The organism is Aminipila butyrica, from assembly GCF_010669305.1.
Classification (GTDB): Bacteria; Bacillota; Clostridia; order Peptostreptococcales; family Anaerovoracaceae; genus Aminipila; species Aminipila butyrica.
Window position 1 is genome coordinate 2438867 of the sequence record NZ_CP048649.1, and the last position, 18431, is coordinate 2457297.

The window sequence follows — 18431 nt, forward strand, 5'->3', positions numbered from 1 at the left end:
TATTCCTTCATCTGATAAATTTTTAAATAACCCGCATGTGTAAACATAAAAACAATCGGCTGACGGTTGATTTTTCATCTTGCTGATGTATAATTTAAATAAGTTATAATGGAAAATATACCCATAAAGAAGGAGAAAAAAATGAGTGGAAAATGGAAGAAGTTTTTAACCTGCTTTCTTACAGTTGCGATGCTGATTACGATGTCAACCCCTCTTGCCTTTGCCGCAGATCAGGTTCGTATTATCGATCAAGGCAGCTTTCTTCAGTTTGAAGTTCCGCCGCAGATTATTAAAGGACGAACAATGGTTCCGATGCGAGAAATCTTTGAAAATGTTTTTGGCTGTTCCGTAGAATGGAACTCTGCCGAAAAAAGCATTACCGCAGTATATCCAGACACGACACCCATAACAATTCAAATGAAAATTGGAGATCAAACTATGTATGTCAATGGTAAAGCTGTCCTAATTGATGTACCGCCTCAAATCGTGTCAGGTAAAACACTCGTGCCTCTAAAAGCGATTTCCAGTAGTTTAGGAGTGGGCATCGGATATGACAATGCTCATAAAGTTGTGGTATTAGGACTAGCTACAGATAATCCGCAAGAAGTATTAGCAATTGATGCACAAAATTATACAGATATTAAATTAACAGACATGTATGGTGATATCGACTTACTAAAGTTGTATACCGTACCCTCTCCTGATGCCGCGTATATGTATGAAGTAAAGGGACACCCCTATGAAAGTCAATATCAGGCACTTTTAACGATAAAGAAAGAGGGTTCCGTCTTTATCGATGTGTCAGTTGAAAAATTGAATAAGCCGGATATGAACAAAAAGGTGACTTGGACAGATGTAAACGGCACAACCTACACCCATACCGTCGATTCACTTTATACTTTGTTTCCTCTTTTAGAGATGAAAAATGGGCAGACATGGTGTCTGAAGACCTTTGGCGATGTTTACAGTGAGTACCAGGATATACCTGGAAGAGTCCTGTTAGACGCAATCCAGAGCTATGCCAAAACATATCTGTAATTTTGATGGCTTTAAAGTCCATACTAGAAATATAGCAAAATTAGTTGGCGTTTGAAATTAAATCGATTATATTCACTGGGAGGTGAAAGTCATTAAAAACATTCCCAACTGTATTACAGCTGTTCGGCTATTTTCTTCTATTGCTTTATTGCTTGTCAAACCACTCTCTGCGCTATTCTTTTTCTTTTATCTTATAGGTGGAGTGAGTGACGTTTTAGACGGATATATTGCAAGGAAATTCAACGTTTCCAGCAAATTCGGTCAGGTATTTGACAGCCTTTGCGATCTAGTATTTATCAGTATTGTGCTGCTAATTTTTATACCAATTATAAACCTATCATTGGGAATGATCTATTGGATAGCTGCCATTGCTGTAGTACGCTTGATTTCAATAGCCTTAGGTCTTGCCAAATATCATCAACTCGCTTTTTTGCACACTTATGCCAATAAGGCTACCGGCTTAGTTTTGTTTTTCTTTCCCTTTTTATTTTTTGTTTTGGGGAAAGAAATCACTGCTATTACCATTTGTTGTCTAGCCAGTATTTCGGCATCTGAGGAGTTATTAATTAACCTAACTTCAAAGACATTGCACAGAGATAGAGTGTCCATTTTCAGCAAATAAGCAAATTCAACTGAGAACTGCTTTTGCTGATAACAGAATTCAAGCTGGTCTAAGGAGTGACATTTTTAAAGGTGGAGGTAATTGTTTACCCCCACCTTTATTATAGAATTTATAGAGTCAAAATTGCTTCAAAATTAAATATATCACGGCAGCTTATGGCATAAAAAACACGCTAAATCAGTGATTCATATAAGACGGTAATATCCTCTACGCTGGTTTCTTTTGGATTTCCCGGCCTACAAGCATCGTCGTAAGCCGATTGAGCTAAGAACGGAATATCTTCTGCCTTGACGATGTCCTTTAAGTCTACCGGAATACCCACATCCTCAGACAACTGTTTTACCGCGTCGATGGCCACCTGGCGGTATTCCTCCTGAGACATGGCATCCACGCCTTCTACGCCCATAGCCCTTGCGATTTCCCGGTATTTTTCTCCGGTAGCCTCTGCATTATACGCCATAACTGTAGGAAGGATAATGGCATTGGCTATGCCGTGTGGCGTGTCGTACAGGGCTCCAAGCGGATGTGCCATGGAATGCACGATACCAAGGCCCACGTTGGAAAAGCCCATGCCTGCCACGTATTGGCCCAACGCCATATCGGTCCGTCCCTCGGCCGTATTATCCACAGCGCCTCTTAAAGAACGAGAGATAATCTCAATAGCCTTTAGATGGAACATATCGGACAATTCCCAAGCTCCTGCCGTAATATACCCTTCGATAGCGTGTGTCAGCGCATCCATACCCGTGGCTGCGGTCAGCCCCTTAGGCATGGAAGCCATCATTTCGGGATCCACAAAAGCCACTACCGGAATGTCCTTCGGATCTACGCAGACCATCTTCCGATTTTTCTCCACATCTGTGATTACATAGTTTATGGTCACCTCTGCCGCCGTTCCAGCCGTAGTCGGTACAGCAAAAATCGGCACAGATTTCTGCGTAGTAGGCGCAACGCCTTCCAAGCTTCTGATATCTTCAAAGTCTGGATTAGCAATGACGATGCCCACTCCCTTGGCCGTATCCATGGAGGAACCTCCACCCACAGCAATGATGTAGTCTGCTCCCGCTTTCTTAAATGCTTCTACACCCATCTGCACATTCTCAATGGTAGGGTTTACTTTGATGTTTGAATAAATTTCATAGGATAACCCCGCTTCCTCCAGCACGCCGATGACCTTTCCGGTTACACCGAACTCCAGCAGATCTGGGTCTGAGCAAAGAAACGCCTTTTTAAAGCCCCGTCCAACCGCCTCACTAGCGATATCTTTAATCGCACCTGCTCCATGGTAGGAAGTCTCATTCAATACAAATCTGTTTGCCATTTTTTCTCCTTTGCGTTTAAATAGGAATCGTTAATCTTGTTATTTCCACTTTTTTTCATTTTAACATGGCCCTTTTACTTTTTATACGGTAATTTTCAGACAATTTAGGGTGAAAATTTTTTATTTCTCCTGCTGGCAAGATCATGGCTAATCTTTAAGTAATCCTCATCTTCATGACAAAGACCGCCATCTCGATTTCAAGAAATGGCGGTCCCTGTGTTTCAATTATTTTTACATCCTTATTTCTTCTTTACCGGATAGCAAACCTCTGTCACCCATTCTTGGGGATTCTGGGTTTGAGCTGGGCTGACGTGATAAATGCAGAACATGGCCCCGTTAAACTCATACGCGTTATCCCGAACCCATTGTGCCACCCCTCGATGAACTTCCGTCAATCCCTGATAGTCGCCTTTGATGATGGCTGAAGCAAATTCGATACTAGGTACCTTTTTAAAAAATACATGTTCTGTATCCTCATAAGCCCCAACAACAGACATCTGAATTTCTACGTCGACATCGCTTTCTTTATATCCCACATCGTGGAAGACGGCCATACCATAACAAGGATCTGCTATCTGCATATTCCTGTCTGCCGTCTCCTTCATGAGCAGCTCCCATAAAATTCCCTCCCGGTCATAAGTGGGAATTACCTGACGTACGCTGGCTACATACCGTTCTGGCAGAGCCTTAATTGTTACATTATAGTTCATCGCTGTTTCATCCTTTCTCAGCCGTTCTATGGCTGTATCAAGGAGCAGCAACCGACGACTTACCTCCTCAGCCTCCTCCTGGACCTCGCTCTGCTTTATTTGCAAAAACTCCGCCAGCGCTTGGGGGTCATCGTAATGCGCCAGAATCTTTCCGATGGCGGAAAGGCCAAAGCCCATATCCTTCAGGGCCACAATCCGCCCGGCATCAGCCAATTGTTCTTCACTATAATAGCGATAACCCGTGCTGGTATCAATAGTCTGGGGAGTCAAGAGACGGATTTCATCGTAGTGCCGCAACATTCGAATGCTAATCCTTGATAGTTTTGAAAAATCACCTATTTTCAGCATATTTATTTCCTCACATATGTGTTTTTTGAGCTCATCTACAGTGTAGAGTATGCCACAGTGTAAGAGTCAAGGGGGTTTTTAAAAAAGTATCAAGGCTACCGACCAAGAAGCTATTCCCAGGTTATGCCAAGTATTTTACACACATTGCTTCGCGCCCGCTTGCTGCACGTATAGGAATCCAAGCTTAGCAGTTTTCCATTTTGATCGTACCTGCCTAACCGAATATCCTCATTAAACGAAAAATCTGTTCTGCTTCCATCTTCTTCAGGGACTACGAGCCTCACAGGTACTCCATATATTGTCTCTGTGGGAAGAGCTAAGGATTTTTTATGCTCCAAGCTGGCCAGGAATTTCATGATTGTTCTTCTTTCTTTAGGTGTAAATTGCATTTTTTCAGCTCCCACCACACCATTTACATTATACAAATGGGTCAAATAAAACGGATCCCCTTCCTTTATGCCAAATTGATTTTCCGGACAAAGCTGCCGACTCTGTAGGGCAGCCCCCCCTATAACTGCCAAGACAGCGACCAAGATGACAGCAATAACCCACTTTTTCTTACTAAGCAACATCTTTATACCTCATAAGTCATCTAACTTTACGCATATAGAATCCAATACACAATCATAAGCCTTCCAACTTACTTTTTGTGCACATAAGAATTATATCACCCATAATTGTCATAAAATGTATAATTTGCTGATTTTTTCGAACAAATTATATTTTTTTAAATTTTCCTACTTCCGCCATCCCATCACCAGCTCCGCTTCACCAGTATCCCCATCCTGCTGCTCTTTTTCAACAGTAAATCCTTCCCGGCTATAAAATTCAACCGCATGTACATTATGTTTATAAACCTGTAAGGATAATTCATCATGGCTCCGCTTCACATAATCCAGCAGCGCTTTACCCACACCTCTAGACTGGCAAGCGGCATCCACAAAAATCCCAGCAATATAATTATCCATCAGCCCGATAAACCCCTGGATGTCGCGGGAATCTTCCCAAACAAAGAGATTCGCCTGGGGCAGCATCTGTTTCACCATCTCATAGTGTCCCCGCCAATACTCTCCTTCAATAAAATCATGAGCCTGAAGGTTGGTTTCAAGCCATAGCTTCATAATACGTTCTAAATCGTCCTTGTTAAAATCCCTAATCATCTTAATCTCCATTCTTATTCATCATAAAAGTAAATCTGATTACGTCCCTTGTTCTTGGCTTTGTATAAGGCGGAATCCGCTTGAATCAGCATGTCTTTCAATGAATGAGCATTCCCTGCCGGAGAATAAGTCATGCCAATGCTGACAGTAACCTTCAACTCCTTCCCTTGATAGGAAATGCTCCTGTTCTCAATGTTTATACGAAGCTTTTCCACCACGGCATGTAGCTTTCTCACCGGGATATTTTCCAGCAAGACCACAATTTCCTCCCCGCCATAGCGTCCCGGCACATCATTTTCATGGAAATGCCCTTTGACCATAACCGCAATGGTTTTCAATACAATATCTCCGCAAGAGTGGCCGTACGTATCGTTCACTACCTTAAAGTTATCTAAATCAATCATCAGCAAGGCATAAGAACATCTTTTTGCCTTATTGCAACTTAGCATAAAATGAGCTTGGTCAAAAAAAGTAGCCCGGTTATAAATGTTCATCAGCGGATCAAATGTCGCTTTTCCATACAGCTTTTTTAATTCATTTTCTTTATCAGTAATATCGTGGAATACCAGACAGACTGCATTATTTTTGCCATTTTTTAAAATATCAGTTCGGGTTATCTTATAAAATCGTATTGTTCCATCGATTTCTAAGCGCAGCTCCCGTTCACCTTCAAGCGCCTTGACCTTCTCCATGATTTCTCCCGGTCCTAAATCATTCAGCTCAGGATACAGTGCCCTTGCTGCCTGGTTCGCATCTAACAGTCGAAAATCTTTGTCGTAAACAATAAATGCGTCAACCATGAATTCAATGACCTGGGCCCGTGCCAAAGGCACCACATTCAACAAATTTTGCCTACGTACAGAATATAAAAGAAGGCCCTGAGAAATCGAAACAGCAAAAGGATTCAAATCCAATCGCAAGTGATCCAAGGACAAGTTGTGATAGATGTTCACGAATAACGGAAAGAGAAGTGACAAGAGCAGACAAAGGCTCTGATTCCGTTGCAGCCTGCCTGTCCCTTTCAAATGCCTTATAATCCGTCGAAGACTCAAGAATACGAACACAAAACTATAGGCAATAGCTAAATAGCTCACTGGCCCCGGATCACCCTGGCAGTTGGCAATCAATCCATTGTAAAAATACTCAATACGGGTATAGTGCAGCCGAACCAGCGGAAATGCTTGGGCCGTAAACAGGTTCACTACAGGAATAGCAAAGAGCAGACCATATGCCCGTGGGCTGAAGCGCTTTTCCCCATAAACATCCCTTATAAAAAGATAATTTAGCAGTACGAAAAAAGGAGAGCCCATTTTTTGAACCCGCACGGCCATAAAAGCCGAATCCAAAGTAGGCGAAATAATTTCCAGTAGATACCCAGACACATATAAAAAAGTGCAGATAGAAGAAAGTATCAGAAAAAAAGACCGCTCCGAATTATGGCTTGCAATAGCATATATCAGCAAAATCACAGAGGCCACCGTCGAAATAAGCATAAACCAAACAAATATATTCAATTTAAGGACCTCCTCTATACCAAAATAATCTTGTATGTAAACAGCTTCTTTTATTCATAAACACAGATCGCATTGCCGGCCTTTTTAGCTTGATACAAAGCTCGGTCCGCATAAATAAAAAGCTTACTGCTGTCCATCGGCTCTGAGGCCGCCTCCAGTCCAAAGCTAATCAGCATCTTGAGTTCTGGTGATTCTGCAAAATCAAGCTCATTGGCTCTCTCTTGTATCTGCCGGCACACGCCTTCGGCTTCTTCCATACTCATATCCCAGAACAGCAAACAGAACTCATCCCCTCCATAGCGAAAAGCCCTAATATTCTCATGCTTTCCATCGCTTTCCTGCAAAATCTTTGCAAATTTAATTAAGCAGCGATCTCCTACATGGTGCCCCCAGGTGTCATTGATAATCTTGAATTTATCAATATCGATCATGGCAAGAATATTCACTGCCTCAGCAGCTCCTGCTTCCATTGCTTTCAATTCATCATGAAAGGCCTTTCGATTATGGATTCCCGTCATCTCATCCAAGTAGACCCGCTGTTGAAGCTGCCGCCTCTCAATTTCCTTTCGGATGCTGGCACTATTTTTCTTCCGCTCAAAACGAATGATGACCATGCATGCCACAGAAAAAGCGCTAAGGGTTATCAATGCAACCAAAAACTCGCTTAAACGATAAGTGCTGTGAAAAAGACTGACCTTATCCAAGTCCCATTGTATGAACAGCTCAGAGATGACCATGGATAGAATCCCGGTTGCGGCTGTAACCGCTGTTACCCAATAGTTGGCATAGATGATGGTCAACAAGATTGCTATAGCAAGAATATAATAGATGGTAGAAAACGCACTGTGCACCGTAAAAAGAACGAAATTGATGCACACAAAAACAAGAGAAACCGAATAAATCTTACAAGCCTGAGAAAAAAACCTTGACTTAATTATCCAGGTTTCCAACCCAATGCAAAGAAAATTCAGCACACTTGGAACCACCAGGAATTTCAGAAAAAAACGCTGAACGGTTGTTTGAAGCAGATCTGAATGAATTAAAAACAAACCCAGCACAAGCTCTACTAAAAAAGCAAAGAAAACTAAAGCCACAGATGTCTTATAATGAAGCTGAAGCCACTTTCCATCAATCTTCGTGTATTCTTCCTGTACGGTGTAAATATATCTGTTATTTAAATGTTCATTATCCATACTCTTCTTACCTTCTCCGGCAACATCTCATACCGGGCATTAATTATATCAGAAAATTTGCCTTTTTTATAGTATCATTTTTATACACTTGGACCAATTCAACCGGAATAGCCATTTAATTTTTTATTTCAAAGAAAAAGGACAGCTTTCGCTGCCCATTTTCCTCTAACCTATGATATTCCACAGATTCCTTACTTTTCCTCTTCCTCCACCCGGATTTCCCGGATAGCCTTGGTTCGAATCTCCTGACAAATTTCAGCTATAAACTGCTGAAGTGGTTTCTGGCCTTCGTCCCCTTCAAATCGGCTCCTTACGGATACAACCTTTTCCTCCGCTTCCTTCTGGCCCACCACCAGCATATACGGAACACGATCCAGTCTAGTCTCTCGAATCTTATAACCAATCTTCTCGCTGCGCTCGTCAATGGTTACCAAAATACCATTTTTCTGGAGCTCATCCCGAACGGCTTTCGCATAGTCGTGATACTTCTCCGAAATAGGCAGGATGCGCACCTGCTCTGGGCAGAGCCAAGTCGGGAATTTGCCGGCATATTTTTCAATCAACCAAGCCAGCGTTCTCTCATAGCAGCCCAAGGACGTGCGGTGGATGATATATGGCCGCTTTTTCTCTCCATCGGAATCTACATAAGACATGTCAAACCGTTCTGCCAAGAACATATCCAGCTGAATGGTAATCATGGTGTCTTCCTTGCCGTAGACATTCTTCGCCTGAATATCTAATTTTGGTCCATAGAAAGCGGCTTCCCCTTCTTCCTCGGTAAAATCGATACCGATGTGGTTGAGGATATTCCGCATCATATCCTGCACGTGGTTCCAAGTCTCCTCCGTCCCCAAGTATTTCTCCTGATTATTTGGATCCCACTTAGACATGCGGTACGTCACGTCCTTTTCCAGTCCTAAAGTAGTCAGGCAGTATTTAGCTAAATCTACACAGCCCTTGAACTCTTCTTCAATCTGATCTGGACGGACAATCAGATGACCTTCCGAAATAGTAAACTGGCGCACCCGAGTCAATCCGTGCATCTCGCCAGAATCCTCATTCCGGAACAGCGTAGAGGTTTCACCATAACGCAGCGGCAAATCTCGGTAGGACTTTTGGCTCTGCTTGTAAACGTAGTACTGGAATGGACAGGTCATCGGACGCAGGGCAAAAACTTCTGCATTCTCGTCTTCGTCATCCCCCAGCACAAACATGCCCTCTTTATAATGTCCCCAGTGATCAGAGATGATATATAGGTCCTTCTTAGCCATAAGTGGAGTCTTCGTCCTCAGATAGCCCCGCTTTTCCTCTTCATCTTCTACCCATCGCTGTAAGGTCTGAATCATCTTCGCACCCTTTGGCATCAGCAGCGGCAGTCCCTGTCCAATGACATCTACCGTAGCAAAGAGTTCCATTTCCCGGCCCAGCTTGTTGTGATCCCGCTTCTTGATTTCTTCCAGATACACCAGGTATTCCTTCAGCTCTTCCTTCTTTGTAAAGGCCGTTCCGTAAATTCTGGACAGCATCTTGTTCTTCTCGTTGCCTCTCCAGTATGCTCCGGAGGAAGAGATCAGTTTAAAAGCTTTAATCGGCTTGGTAGACATCAAGTGTGGTCCTGCACAGAGATCCACAAAATCTCCCTGCTGGTAGAAAGAAATTACAGCATCCTCTGGCAGATCCTGAATCAACTCTACCTTGTACGGCTCCGCCTTCTCTTCCATGAGCTTGATCGCCTCTTCTCTAGGCAAAGTAAAACTCTCCAGCTTGCTGCCTTCCTTGATAATCTTCTTCATCTCTCCTTCAATTTTATCTAAATCTTCTCTGGAGAATGGTTCGTGCTCAAAATCGTAGTAATAGCCCGTGTCGATAGAGGGTCCGATAGCTAGTTTGGCCTCTGGATACAGCCGCTTTACTGCCTGAGCCAGCACGTGGGAACAAGTATGGCGGTAAGCTGCCAAACCTTTTGGATCGCTGGCAGTTAAAATGCTCAACTGACAGTCTCGATCAATAACGGTCCTCAAATCGGCCACCTGGCCGTCAATTTCTCCGGCACAGGCCATTCTGGCCAAGCCCTCGCTGATATCTTCTGCTATCTCAATGATAGACTTTGCTTCGTTGTACTCTTTTACAGAGCCGTCTTTCAGTGTAATTTTCATGTAACTACTTCCTCCTGTTCAATTATTGTTTTTCATGGGCAGGAAAGACTCCATATAATGGCATTTGAACCATCAAAAAATCCCTTTCTGCACCACATGCAGAAAGGGACGAGTTATCTGTTCTCGCGGTTCCACCCTAATTGCTAAGCGATTTCCTTTTTCCATAGGCTTTTCAGCCAACAGCTGGCCTCCAAGACCGAACTATCCTCTATGAACGTGAAATCACAAAACCACTCATCTTGATTATAACGGAATCACCGGGCCGGATTAGGGCCACTCCGAGGTAGTTTTCAAATGGTTCTCTATTAAAGCGTTTCCAGCAGCCCGCTTCTCTCTGTAAATCTTTCCCACTTTACTCTTCTCATCAACGTGTTAATAATATTAAATTATCCTTTATTTTATCACCAATGATTCTCCGTTTCAAGCCCTAAAATAAATTTTATGAAAGGATTTTATTTCCGGATATCAATCCGATAGGAATCATCATACTGGATATCGCCAAAGGTTGCCATGTTGTTCATAACCGCACAGGCAGCCGAGATAATGTGAAAAGCCAAAGCACAGCCAGTGCCTTCTCCTAGCCGCATGTCCATCTCCAGGATAGGTTCCATGCCCAGTTCTTTAAAAATTAAGTCGTAAACAGGTTCCTTCGATTTGTGGCTGGAATAGAGGAAATCTTTTACATGAGGGTTCAGCAACACCGCCCCATACGCCGACAGGGCCGAGATAACTCCGTCGATAACGATAGGGACCCGAAAGTAAGCCGCCCCTAAAAAACAACCGACCATACCAGCGATATCCAACCCACCTACTTTAGCAATCACATCCAGCGGGTCTGAAGGGTTAGGCTGGTTCAAGCGGATAGCCTCGGTAATGACTTGCTTTTTATGCCGGAGAGCCTCATCTGTCAGTCCACCGCCTTTACCCACCGCACGTTCAGCAGATTCCCCAGTCAACGTCATAAACACGGCACTGGTAGAACTGGTATTGCCAATGCCCATCTCTCCCGTACCGATGAGCTGATACCCTTCTGACACAGCTAGTCCTACCATCTCAATGCCCACTTCTATGGCCTTTACTGCTTCTTCTCGGCTCATAGCTGGTCCTTTGGCAAAGTTATCCGTTCCATATTTGACCTTCCGATTATAGACCTTATCGTTGTTGTAGTCTGACATAATACCCACATCTACGACTTTGATATCCGCTCCTGCATGGGCAGACAGAACTCCCATACCGCAGATGCCCTTCGTCATATTCATGCCTTGGACCAAGGTGATATCCTGAGGAGAACCGGCCACGCCTTCAGCACAGATGCCGTTGTCCGCCACCATAACGATGGAGCACTTCTTCTCCACGTTATTTTTTACCTTCCCTGTAATGCCCGCCATCTTTACCGCCATGGTCTCCAGCTTTCCCAGGCTGCCCAGTGGCTTAATTAAGCTGTCCATGTGCTTCTGTGCCTCTGCCAAGGCCTCTTCATCGGCGCCCCGTATACCTTCTAAAACTTCCGCTAGTGTCTTCATCGTTTTCCTCGTCCTCCTTTGTGTCTAAGCCAGTTTGCCAATCCGGCTCAATTCCGTATATTTGTACAATTTCAAATAAGTTGCTCCGGGCTACATCCTCGGGAGTGACCACCAGTCCGCCATTGCTGTCCACATCATAACCAAACTGTTTCATAATGTACCAAATCAGGTGGGAGCAATGGGTCCGCTGAAGCGGTTCTCCTTCACCCCCTGACAGCTCCGGCAAAATGCCATAATCCACTCCCAGACAGTTGGCTGTTGCGTAGTCAGCCATGGCCTGTCCCAGTTCTGCCTGGGTGTAGCCTCTCGAAGCGGCAGCTTCTTCGCTAATCCTCAGATGAATCAACGTAGGATAAGACCGCCACTTCCCCGTCGTTCGATAGGCCGTAGGCGTTCCCAAATAGGTAGCTTCTATGGTTTTGGCTTCTTTACCTCTGTCGGCCTTGCTGACCACCATAGCACAGTGACCGTGTCGATACCCCATGGTATGCGTAGAAAGGCTCACTAGCACATCTCCCGGCTCCATATCCACCAGCCAACGACCTTTGATACTTTTTCCTTTTGCATCCCGCAGCCGCTCATTGTATGTGAATAATCCTATTTTAGCACAAGTATAAGGATAACCGTCAAAAAATATTTCCTGGAACCCCGCAATCTCCTCCTCATAATTCTCCTGAGCCATCAAATAGTCTACCGCCGGCTTTCCTAGACCGGTCTGTCGAAAAATTTCCTTGTACTCTGACTCCGTCAGCTGGGGACCGCCCTCTACCTCACTCATAGAAGTGGCTCTGCCCTCTTCGTCTACCCCATCGGCTGCGGTCCGCTCCGGGGCCTCCTTACCAAAGGCTCCCGCAGCCCGAATATCCTCAAAGAGAACCTCTAAAGGGATTCGTTCATAGTCTGGCCGATATACGGGATTCCGATCGGCCTGTCCCATAGCCAGCCACAGGATGGAAAAAGCGGCCATCACACCGACTGCCGCTCTCCTAAAATATTTATTTCCTGCTTTCCTCTGGCAATTCATATCGTGCTCTTCTTTCCAAGCTTGTCACCTTCACGAAAGGCAATCGGAACAAATCCTCCGTCGCCACCCGAATGTCCACGGTCACCGCTGGTATCCGGCTGAAATTCTCTGAAGCATAGCCACAGTCCTCATCCTCAAACACCGCCTCATAAGATACCGTCCCTCGGGACAAAGCTTTTGAATTTCTCTTTATGTATGCCAAATAATCTTTGATGTACGTCTGCCCCTGCTGCTGGTTGAAGACAATGCTCCCCTTAGCATAAGCGTCTTCTTCCAGAAACAAGGCCGCACCCGCTGCACATTCTTCCGCCGCCTCCTTTAATAAAAGCTGCTCCTGTCCGTACGCTCCTAAATCCCCCTGATATACCACAGCGGAAATGCTCACCAAAAAAATTCCCAGGAATGCGATAAATACTTTCATAGTTTACCCACCAGTCTTACTTCTATTCTCCCTACAGCACCATCCGGCCTCTTTTGCTTTTAACCCCGTTTATACCTTTTCACTTGCCGTATAGCTTTCGATGATGTAGTCATAGCTGTTGTCTTCTTCAGAGATACCATAAATCTGGTGAGCAGCCATCAGCTCCTGAATCTGTACCGTAACCTTATAATGAATCAGCCGATTTTCCCCGCTGGCGTAGCGGTATTTCACCTTTTCTTCCGCCTCAATATCAATATGTTCCTCTGGTATGCCTGTAAGCCTGATTATATCCTCCTTCAGCTTGTCCTTTATAGCTTCCGTAAAACAGCCTTGCTGTTTCGCTTCTTCCTTGGCCGCATAGACGGAAGCCTGAATGATGGAGGTCACTTGGCTGTTTTTTTGGTCCAGCCCCATCTGCATCATAAAGAGGAGCAATATGGGCAGCACACCCATCATCACAATAAACTGTTTCATTTGCTATCACTTTCTCTATCCCGCTTTATTTGTCTCATCCCATTTCGTTCTGCTTCCCTTCGCCACGCTCTCATTCAGGCTATGGCGTATAGGTCCTTACAGCAATCCCTTGCTCCCATATATATTCCAGCGAAGTGTGAATACTGTCTGGCCCATTTCCTGCTATCATATTAAAAATATAAATTCCCAGCATGACCATACTGATTAAAACCAAATACTGTTTCATCCCTAAGCCGCTTTCACAGAAGCCGCTACAGATAGAGCCATACTATTAGAGATTTCTGTAATGGCCTTGCTAGTCTTCGATCCGATGCCTTCCACATCCTTCTGAAAGCCCATGACAATGCCTGCAATAAAAATTCCCAGGGCGATAAATGCTGCTAAGACAATAATTTGCTTCATCCTGCTTCTCCTTTCTGCTTCTATGAGCATGTCCAACTGCTTGGGTCCCTCTCTTAAAAAAGCATCTGCAATATTTCCTTTTGATTGATAAAATACCCTACATAGATAAAATTTATAAAGATTAAGACCACGTTAATGATAACCGGGAAATACAACAAATCACTGATAATCTCATCCCGCCTTCGCTGCTGAGTCATGCGAATTTCTTTAATGCTTCGCTGGTGAGACAACAAAACCTCCGACAACTCCATCGGGTCCATCTCATCCCATCGCAGAAGCAAACCAGCAAACTCCTTGCCGATTGGCGTCTCCAGATAGTCCGCCATAACCTGCTGGGCCGCTCCCCGTCGATTTAGCCGCAACAAACTCAGCATGCGGATGTAACAAGCCTGCAAAACGCCTTCCCGCTCCGCCAGCTGCTCCAGGATGAAATCTGTGCTTACCTGCTTTCCCCTGTCGATGGAAATGACATTTCTCAGAAAGGATATGCCTTCGTAAATCTCTTTGTCTACCAGCTGACGCTTCCGTTGTTTGTCCCAGCTTTCCAGCCGACTGCGCAATCTTTTCCCCCAGCTCTGAACCGGCTCTTCCAGCCAACGGAGTGCCCCTCTCCGCAAATAATCTGCCTCTCGCTTACAGAGCAAATAACTCCCTGTGCAGATTAAGCCAATAGCTCCTACATGCATCCCATATTCCATCACATTCCCTCCCTTATGCCTTTTTCTTTCCTCGTTAATAATCAAACTTCTGCCTACTGACAATCTCCATAACAGCAATATTCATCAGAAACATCACCCCGCTGACCATAAAAAACAAGATGCCTTCTTTCGTAAACAACTGGTTGACAATATATTCCTTTAGGCTCATACCGATGTATTTTACAGATATAATTACAGTAAACACGTATAGGAGCGGAATCATATATACTACAATACGAATTGCTTCTGAATTCAATCTCTTTCGCTCCTCAAAAATAGCTCTAGCATCTCGAAGCTGTACCAGAATATCCTCAATAGCTACAGATACATTGAGGCCCCTTTCGGCAGCCAGCCGGATGTTATAAGCAAACATCCGACACCAGTTGGTGTTGATTACATCGGCAAATTTCCTCACTGCCAGGCGAATGTCTTGCTGATTGCCAGCGTTTCGCAGTTCCAAAAGCATCTTTAACACAAAGGGATTGCTGACTTTCGTATTCTTGCTCTCCTGTAGAAGCTTTTCTAATGCTTCATAAACGTTAAAATTGACAATTCGATACTGATTTAGAAAGTTGCTGACCAACATTTCCCCTTCAAAGCTGCTTCGCCTGCGAATGCCCTCAAAACGTATGCGCAAAATCAGATAGGGTGTAACCGCCATAATCGCTCCCAAAACCACTGCACTGTGCAGCGACAGGTTCCGGCTGGCCACCAAACCTACGGAGATGAAAACCAGAACCATTACCATTAGCAGGTAGCTCCCTTTTACATGTAACGTTGTTCTGGCGATACAGTCCAAATGCCGTTCAAGAAGTGAGACTTCTCGCAGCTGCCGCCGTCTTTCTCGAAGGCGGTGCCGAGTCCGCACTTTAGCCGCCCAGTGAACAAAGTCCTCCTGGTAAACCAATAGGCTACCGGTGAGAAAAATTAGATATATCATCACCTCAATGGAGATGTTTATCACCGTTTTCATCGATGTTCTCCTTTCCACCGAAGAGCTCCTCCAGCTTCTCCGGTTTATCTTCTTTCAGAGGAGACTTCGCTGCCAGCTCCTGCAACGTTTCTGCAAACCGCTGAAAGCTCACCCAATCTTCTTCTTTTCCCGCCAGCTCTTTCTCTCGGCTAATTCGATAACGCCAGTTCCAACTGTCCTGCATTGGATCATACCGACAAATAGGGAAGATGACAATGCGATCTCCTGCTTTGTCAAAAGATATTTCATAGATGCCGGTCAGCCGCTTCTGCCCCTTATCCCTCATCTGAGCAAAATGCAGAATGTAGTCAAAACTATCCGCTGTCCTTCTGGCGATTAACTCCATGCTGCCCCCCAAGCTCAGCACAATCTCCGCAGCCACATCGTAAGGAAAATTCAAGGGATTCCGCTGATGAAAGGTGATTTTCAACCGCCTAGTTCCCTTGCTGGCAATCCGGAGCACTGTATCTAAGGCCAAGCCGTCTCTGGCCTCTGCCATAATCAGATAGTCTGCATCACTTCGCAGCAGGTGTTTAACCACACTTTTCATCTTATCGTCCTTGGCCAAAATCTGCACGACGGGAGCGTTTGGTATCAGTTTGTGCAGACTGATCTCCGGGTCTGTCTCCAGCATGACTCCCTCCAAATTTTGGTCTTCATAGCTTTGGAGGGTGGCCAGAAAGGATGTTTTTCCGCTTTTCATGGCTCCAGTTACGGCTGTAGAATAACCTAGCCGCACCATCTCCTTAAAAAGGGGAATGCTGTTCCAAGGAATCGTTCCCCGTCTGGCCTGCTCCTCAAAAGTATATTCTGGGATAATATAACGCCGAAATATAATTACATCCTGTCCCGGCTTAACGGAGCTCCCCCGAAATACAGTGATTCTAGTTCCATCCAGGGTATAGAGTTCATGGAAATCCTTATCTAGCCGTTCCTCCGGAGTCAGGAGCAGAAACGCCCGTACCAACTGTTCCCGCCGCTCCTGAGAGATAGTCTGTGGCTTTAATACCATCCCCCCTTCCTCTTGAAAGTATATGCGCTCCCCAATTACCTTGCAGGAACTGCTCTGCCCATAATCCTCGGAGAACCACGGAGCAATTCCTGCTAGTCCCCAGTTCTCATGGTAAATGGCTTCCTCCAATCCCCTATACCATTCTGGATAAATAGTGTCTTCAGCCCGGTGTTTCTTCACAAAGAGCCGAATTTTATTTTTAAAGAACATGACTTCCTTATGAAAGCCAATGATGGCGTTCTTTTGGATGGAAAGCATCCGCTGGATGTCCTTATCCTCTTCTTCCCATTCTTGCTGGAATTCCATGTTGACTAGCTTACACAAGGTTTCAAAGTTAAACAAGGTTCCTGACCCTTGCTCCTCCTGAGCAATGAAATGATCTAAATAAAATTTTTCCATAACTTACTCTTCCTTTGTCGTTTTATCGGAGGCAACCCTGCTTCCTGAGCCAAAGTACTCGCCAGGTTAGAAATATCCTCTTCATAGCAATCTGTACGAAAGTCCAGCAAGGTCTTGTGCTCCCGCTCTGCCTGACGCCCCCAGCTGCATAGTTGAACCCTGGCAAGCTTCTCCTTATCCAGAAAAAGTCGTTCTCCCACATATTTCAAAGTGTGAGGATCTTCTTCTATATACCTATTGACAATCCAGCCCTCAAAGCTGATCTGTACCTTTTCATACAAAGGCTTTAGCTGCTCATATCGGCTTAAGTTAGATTCCTGCTGAGTCAAAATCAAATATCGCTTGGCAGCAGAAAGTAATCCTCCCAAGGCTAAACCACTGTCCAAACAGCTTCCGGTATCTACTAGGACCAAATCAAAACTGCTTGCCGCAGCTTCTAACAGATAGCGGGCAGCCTCCGGAAAGTAATATCGCTCTTCCTGCTCGTTTTCCAACCCGCCCAGCACATATAGATTACCTTTGTACCGACAATCTCGGGCCAACTCCTTGCTGATTAGTAACTTACTTTCCATCTGAAGCTTGAAATTGTCGATGGTTCTAATCCCACCTTTCAAGTAGCTGTCACTCTTCCTACCGTTCAAAGCCATGAACAAAATGTTTAGCTTGCTGTTTTGCGCCGCCAACAGTTCCGCCACCGACTGCGTAATCATGGTCACCCCTGATTTGTGGTCTACTCCATGAAAGGCAAACAAATTCTTCATATAACGTTCTCTCCTTTTTGTACCAGTAAAAACTTCATGCCCTGGCCCTCTGCCAATTCCCACATCTGCCGATAAGTATCCAGTGAGGTAATAATCTCTACATGAGCGATTACTGAGCTGCTAAAATCCCTTTCTAGGATTTCCTGGCTGAAATTTTCCTCCGTGCCCACCACCTCCTGTTCATCAGCATCCTTCACATAAGCCACGTCAAAGGTTCCTAGAAAAAATTGGCCTTTGTTATCATAGATATCAATCTCATCCCCCTTTCTGAGAGAACTGCTCCTGCTGTCAATCCAGCTATCTTTTACGGCAAATATGGAGCGGTCTTCCAGCAAAACTTTGTCTCTGCGGGTAAACATACTTGGGACCACTTGAGCCAATTTGAGGATGTTCTGATTGGCCACATGTCCGTTTATCTTATAAAAGGTCTGGGGCGTTATAGCTCCCGGAATAGTGCTCTGGGGAATATTTTTAATCTCTAAAAAGTCCTTTTCCCTAACCACCGTTCCCTGTTTAATATTTTCCTTGGCTACCATGATGCTTTCCATGACCAGCTGCTCCCTGCCAGACCGCTCCCACCAGACCATAGCCAGTATGGCCAACACAATTAGGGTGATGCCTAACAGCGGTCTCATCATTTTCCATCTCATCTCATTCCCCCTCTTTCTTTTTACATTTTTTT

20 protein-coding genes and 1 other annotated feature are annotated in these 18431 nt (G+C 44.7%); of the genes, 2 read left to right on the plus strand and 18 right to left on the minus strand.

Annotation, left to right across the window (positions count from 1 at the left end; all coding sequences use genetic code 11):
• The first annotated feature begins 141 nt into the window (after positions 1–141).
• Positions 142–1038, plus strand: a complete 897-nt coding sequence (locus tag Ami103574_RS11550) for a stalk domain-containing protein (protein WP_163067161.1) — start codon at positions 142–144, stop codon at positions 1036–1038.
• Positions 1039–1120: 82 nt separating this feature from the next.
• Positions 1121–1660: a CDP-alcohol phosphatidyltransferase family protein gene (locus tag Ami103574_RS11555; protein ID WP_246213137.1), complete on the plus strand. Its 540-nt coding sequence runs from the start codon at positions 1121–1123 to the stop codon at positions 1658–1660.
• Between the two features lie 172 nt (positions 1661–1832).
• Here the strand turns inward: Ami103574_RS11555 and fucO are convergent, their stop codons facing one another.
• The 18 genes from fucO to Ami103574_RS11645 form a co-directional block, all read right to left on the minus strand.
• Positions 1833–2981, minus strand: coding sequence for a lactaldehyde reductase (gene fucO / locus Ami103574_RS11560; protein WP_163067162.1), 1149 nt, complete (start codon positions 2979–2981; stop codon positions 1833–1835).
• 239 nt (positions 2982–3220) lie between these two features.
• A complete protein-coding gene (locus Ami103574_RS11565) occupies positions 3221–4039 on the minus strand; it encodes a MerR family transcriptional regulator (protein WP_163067163.1) in 819 nt (272 codons plus the stop codon).
• Between the two features lie 110 nt (positions 4040–4149).
• Positions 4150–4611, minus strand: a complete 462-nt coding sequence (locus Ami103574_RS11570) for a hypothetical protein (protein WP_163067164.1) — start codon at positions 4609–4611, stop codon at positions 4150–4152.
• A gap of 165 nt (positions 4612–4776) precedes the next feature.
• Complete coding sequence (locus Ami103574_RS11575) at positions 4777–5199, minus strand: N-acetyltransferase (RefSeq protein WP_163067165.1); 423 nt, start codon at positions 5197–5199, stop codon at positions 4777–4779.
• 14 nt (positions 5200–5213) lie between these two features.
• The gene (locus Ami103574_RS11580) at positions 5214–6713 is read right to left on the minus strand and encodes a histidine kinase N-terminal 7TM domain-containing diguanylate cyclase (protein WP_163067166.1); all 1500 of its coding nucleotides are present in this window, start codon (positions 6711–6713) and stop codon (positions 5214–5216) included.
• Between the two features lie 50 nt (positions 6714–6763).
• Positions 6764–7906: a GGDEF domain-containing protein gene (locus Ami103574_RS11585; RefSeq protein ID WP_163067167.1), complete on the minus strand. Its 1143-nt coding sequence runs from the start codon at positions 7904–7906 to the stop codon at positions 6764–6766.
• Positions 7907–8097: 191 nt separating this feature from the next.
• The gene (gene thrS, locus Ami103574_RS11590; RefSeq protein WP_163067168.1) at positions 8098–10062 is read right to left on the minus strand and encodes a threonine--tRNA ligase; all 1965 of its coding nucleotides are present in this window, start codon (positions 10060–10062) and stop codon (positions 8098–8100) included.
• Between the two features lie 101 nt (positions 10063–10163).
• Positions 10164–10439: a binding site (T-box leader), on the minus strand.
• Positions 10440–10514: 75 nt separating this feature from the next.
• Entirely contained in the window at positions 10515–11585 is a 1071-nt protein-coding gene (gene cobT, locus Ami103574_RS11595) for a nicotinate-nucleotide--dimethylbenzimidazole phosphoribosyltransferase (RefSeq protein WP_163067169.1), read from the minus strand.
• Positions 11539–12609, minus strand: coding sequence for a hypothetical protein (locus Ami103574_RS11600; RefSeq protein ID WP_163067170.1), 1071 nt, complete (start codon positions 12607–12609; stop codon positions 11539–11541). Before Ami103574_RS11600 ends, cobT begins: the two co-directional genes overlap by 47 nt.
• Positions 12581–13030, minus strand: a complete 450-nt coding sequence (locus Ami103574_RS11605) for a hypothetical protein (RefSeq protein WP_163067171.1) — start codon at positions 13028–13030, stop codon at positions 12581–12583. The genes Ami103574_RS11600 and Ami103574_RS11605 overlap by 29 nt, the downstream gene beginning before the upstream one ends.
• A gap of 69 nt (positions 13031–13099) precedes the next feature.
• Entirely contained in the window at positions 13100–13504 is a 405-nt protein-coding gene (locus Ami103574_RS11610; RefSeq protein WP_163067172.1) for a hypothetical protein, read from the minus strand.
• A gap of 79 nt (positions 13505–13583) precedes the next feature.
• Positions 13584–13730: a hypothetical protein gene (locus Ami103574_RS11615; RefSeq protein WP_163067173.1), complete on the minus strand. Its 147-nt coding sequence runs from the start codon at positions 13728–13730 to the stop codon at positions 13584–13586.
• Between the two features lie 2 nt (positions 13731–13732).
• Complete coding sequence (locus Ami103574_RS11620) at positions 13733–13906, minus strand: hypothetical protein (RefSeq protein WP_163067174.1); 174 nt, start codon at positions 13904–13906, stop codon at positions 13733–13735.
• Positions 13907–13959: 53 nt separating this feature from the next.
• A complete protein-coding gene (locus Ami103574_RS11625) occupies positions 13960–14604 on the minus strand; it encodes a hypothetical protein (RefSeq protein WP_163067175.1) in 645 nt (214 codons plus the stop codon).
• A gap of 34 nt (positions 14605–14638) precedes the next feature.
• Positions 14639–15577 (minus strand): type II secretion system F family protein, encoded by a 939-nt coding sequence (locus tag Ami103574_RS11630; protein WP_163067176.1) that lies wholly within the window; start codon positions 15575–15577, stop codon positions 14639–14641.
• Positions 15549–16988, minus strand: coding sequence for a P-loop NTPase family protein (locus Ami103574_RS11635; protein ID WP_163067177.1), 1440 nt, complete (start codon positions 16986–16988; stop codon positions 15549–15551). Before Ami103574_RS11635 ends, Ami103574_RS11630 begins: the two co-directional genes overlap by 29 nt.
• A complete protein-coding gene (locus Ami103574_RS11640; protein WP_163067178.1) occupies positions 16970–17749 on the minus strand; it encodes a hypothetical protein in 780 nt (259 codons plus the stop codon). Before Ami103574_RS11640 ends, Ami103574_RS11635 begins: the two co-directional genes overlap by 19 nt.
• Entirely contained in the window at positions 17746–18399 is a 654-nt protein-coding gene (locus Ami103574_RS11645) for a CpaB family protein (protein ID WP_163067179.1), read from the minus strand. The genes Ami103574_RS11640 and Ami103574_RS11645 overlap by 4 nt, the downstream gene beginning before the upstream one ends.
• Between the last annotated feature and the right edge of the window lie 32 nt (positions 18400–18431).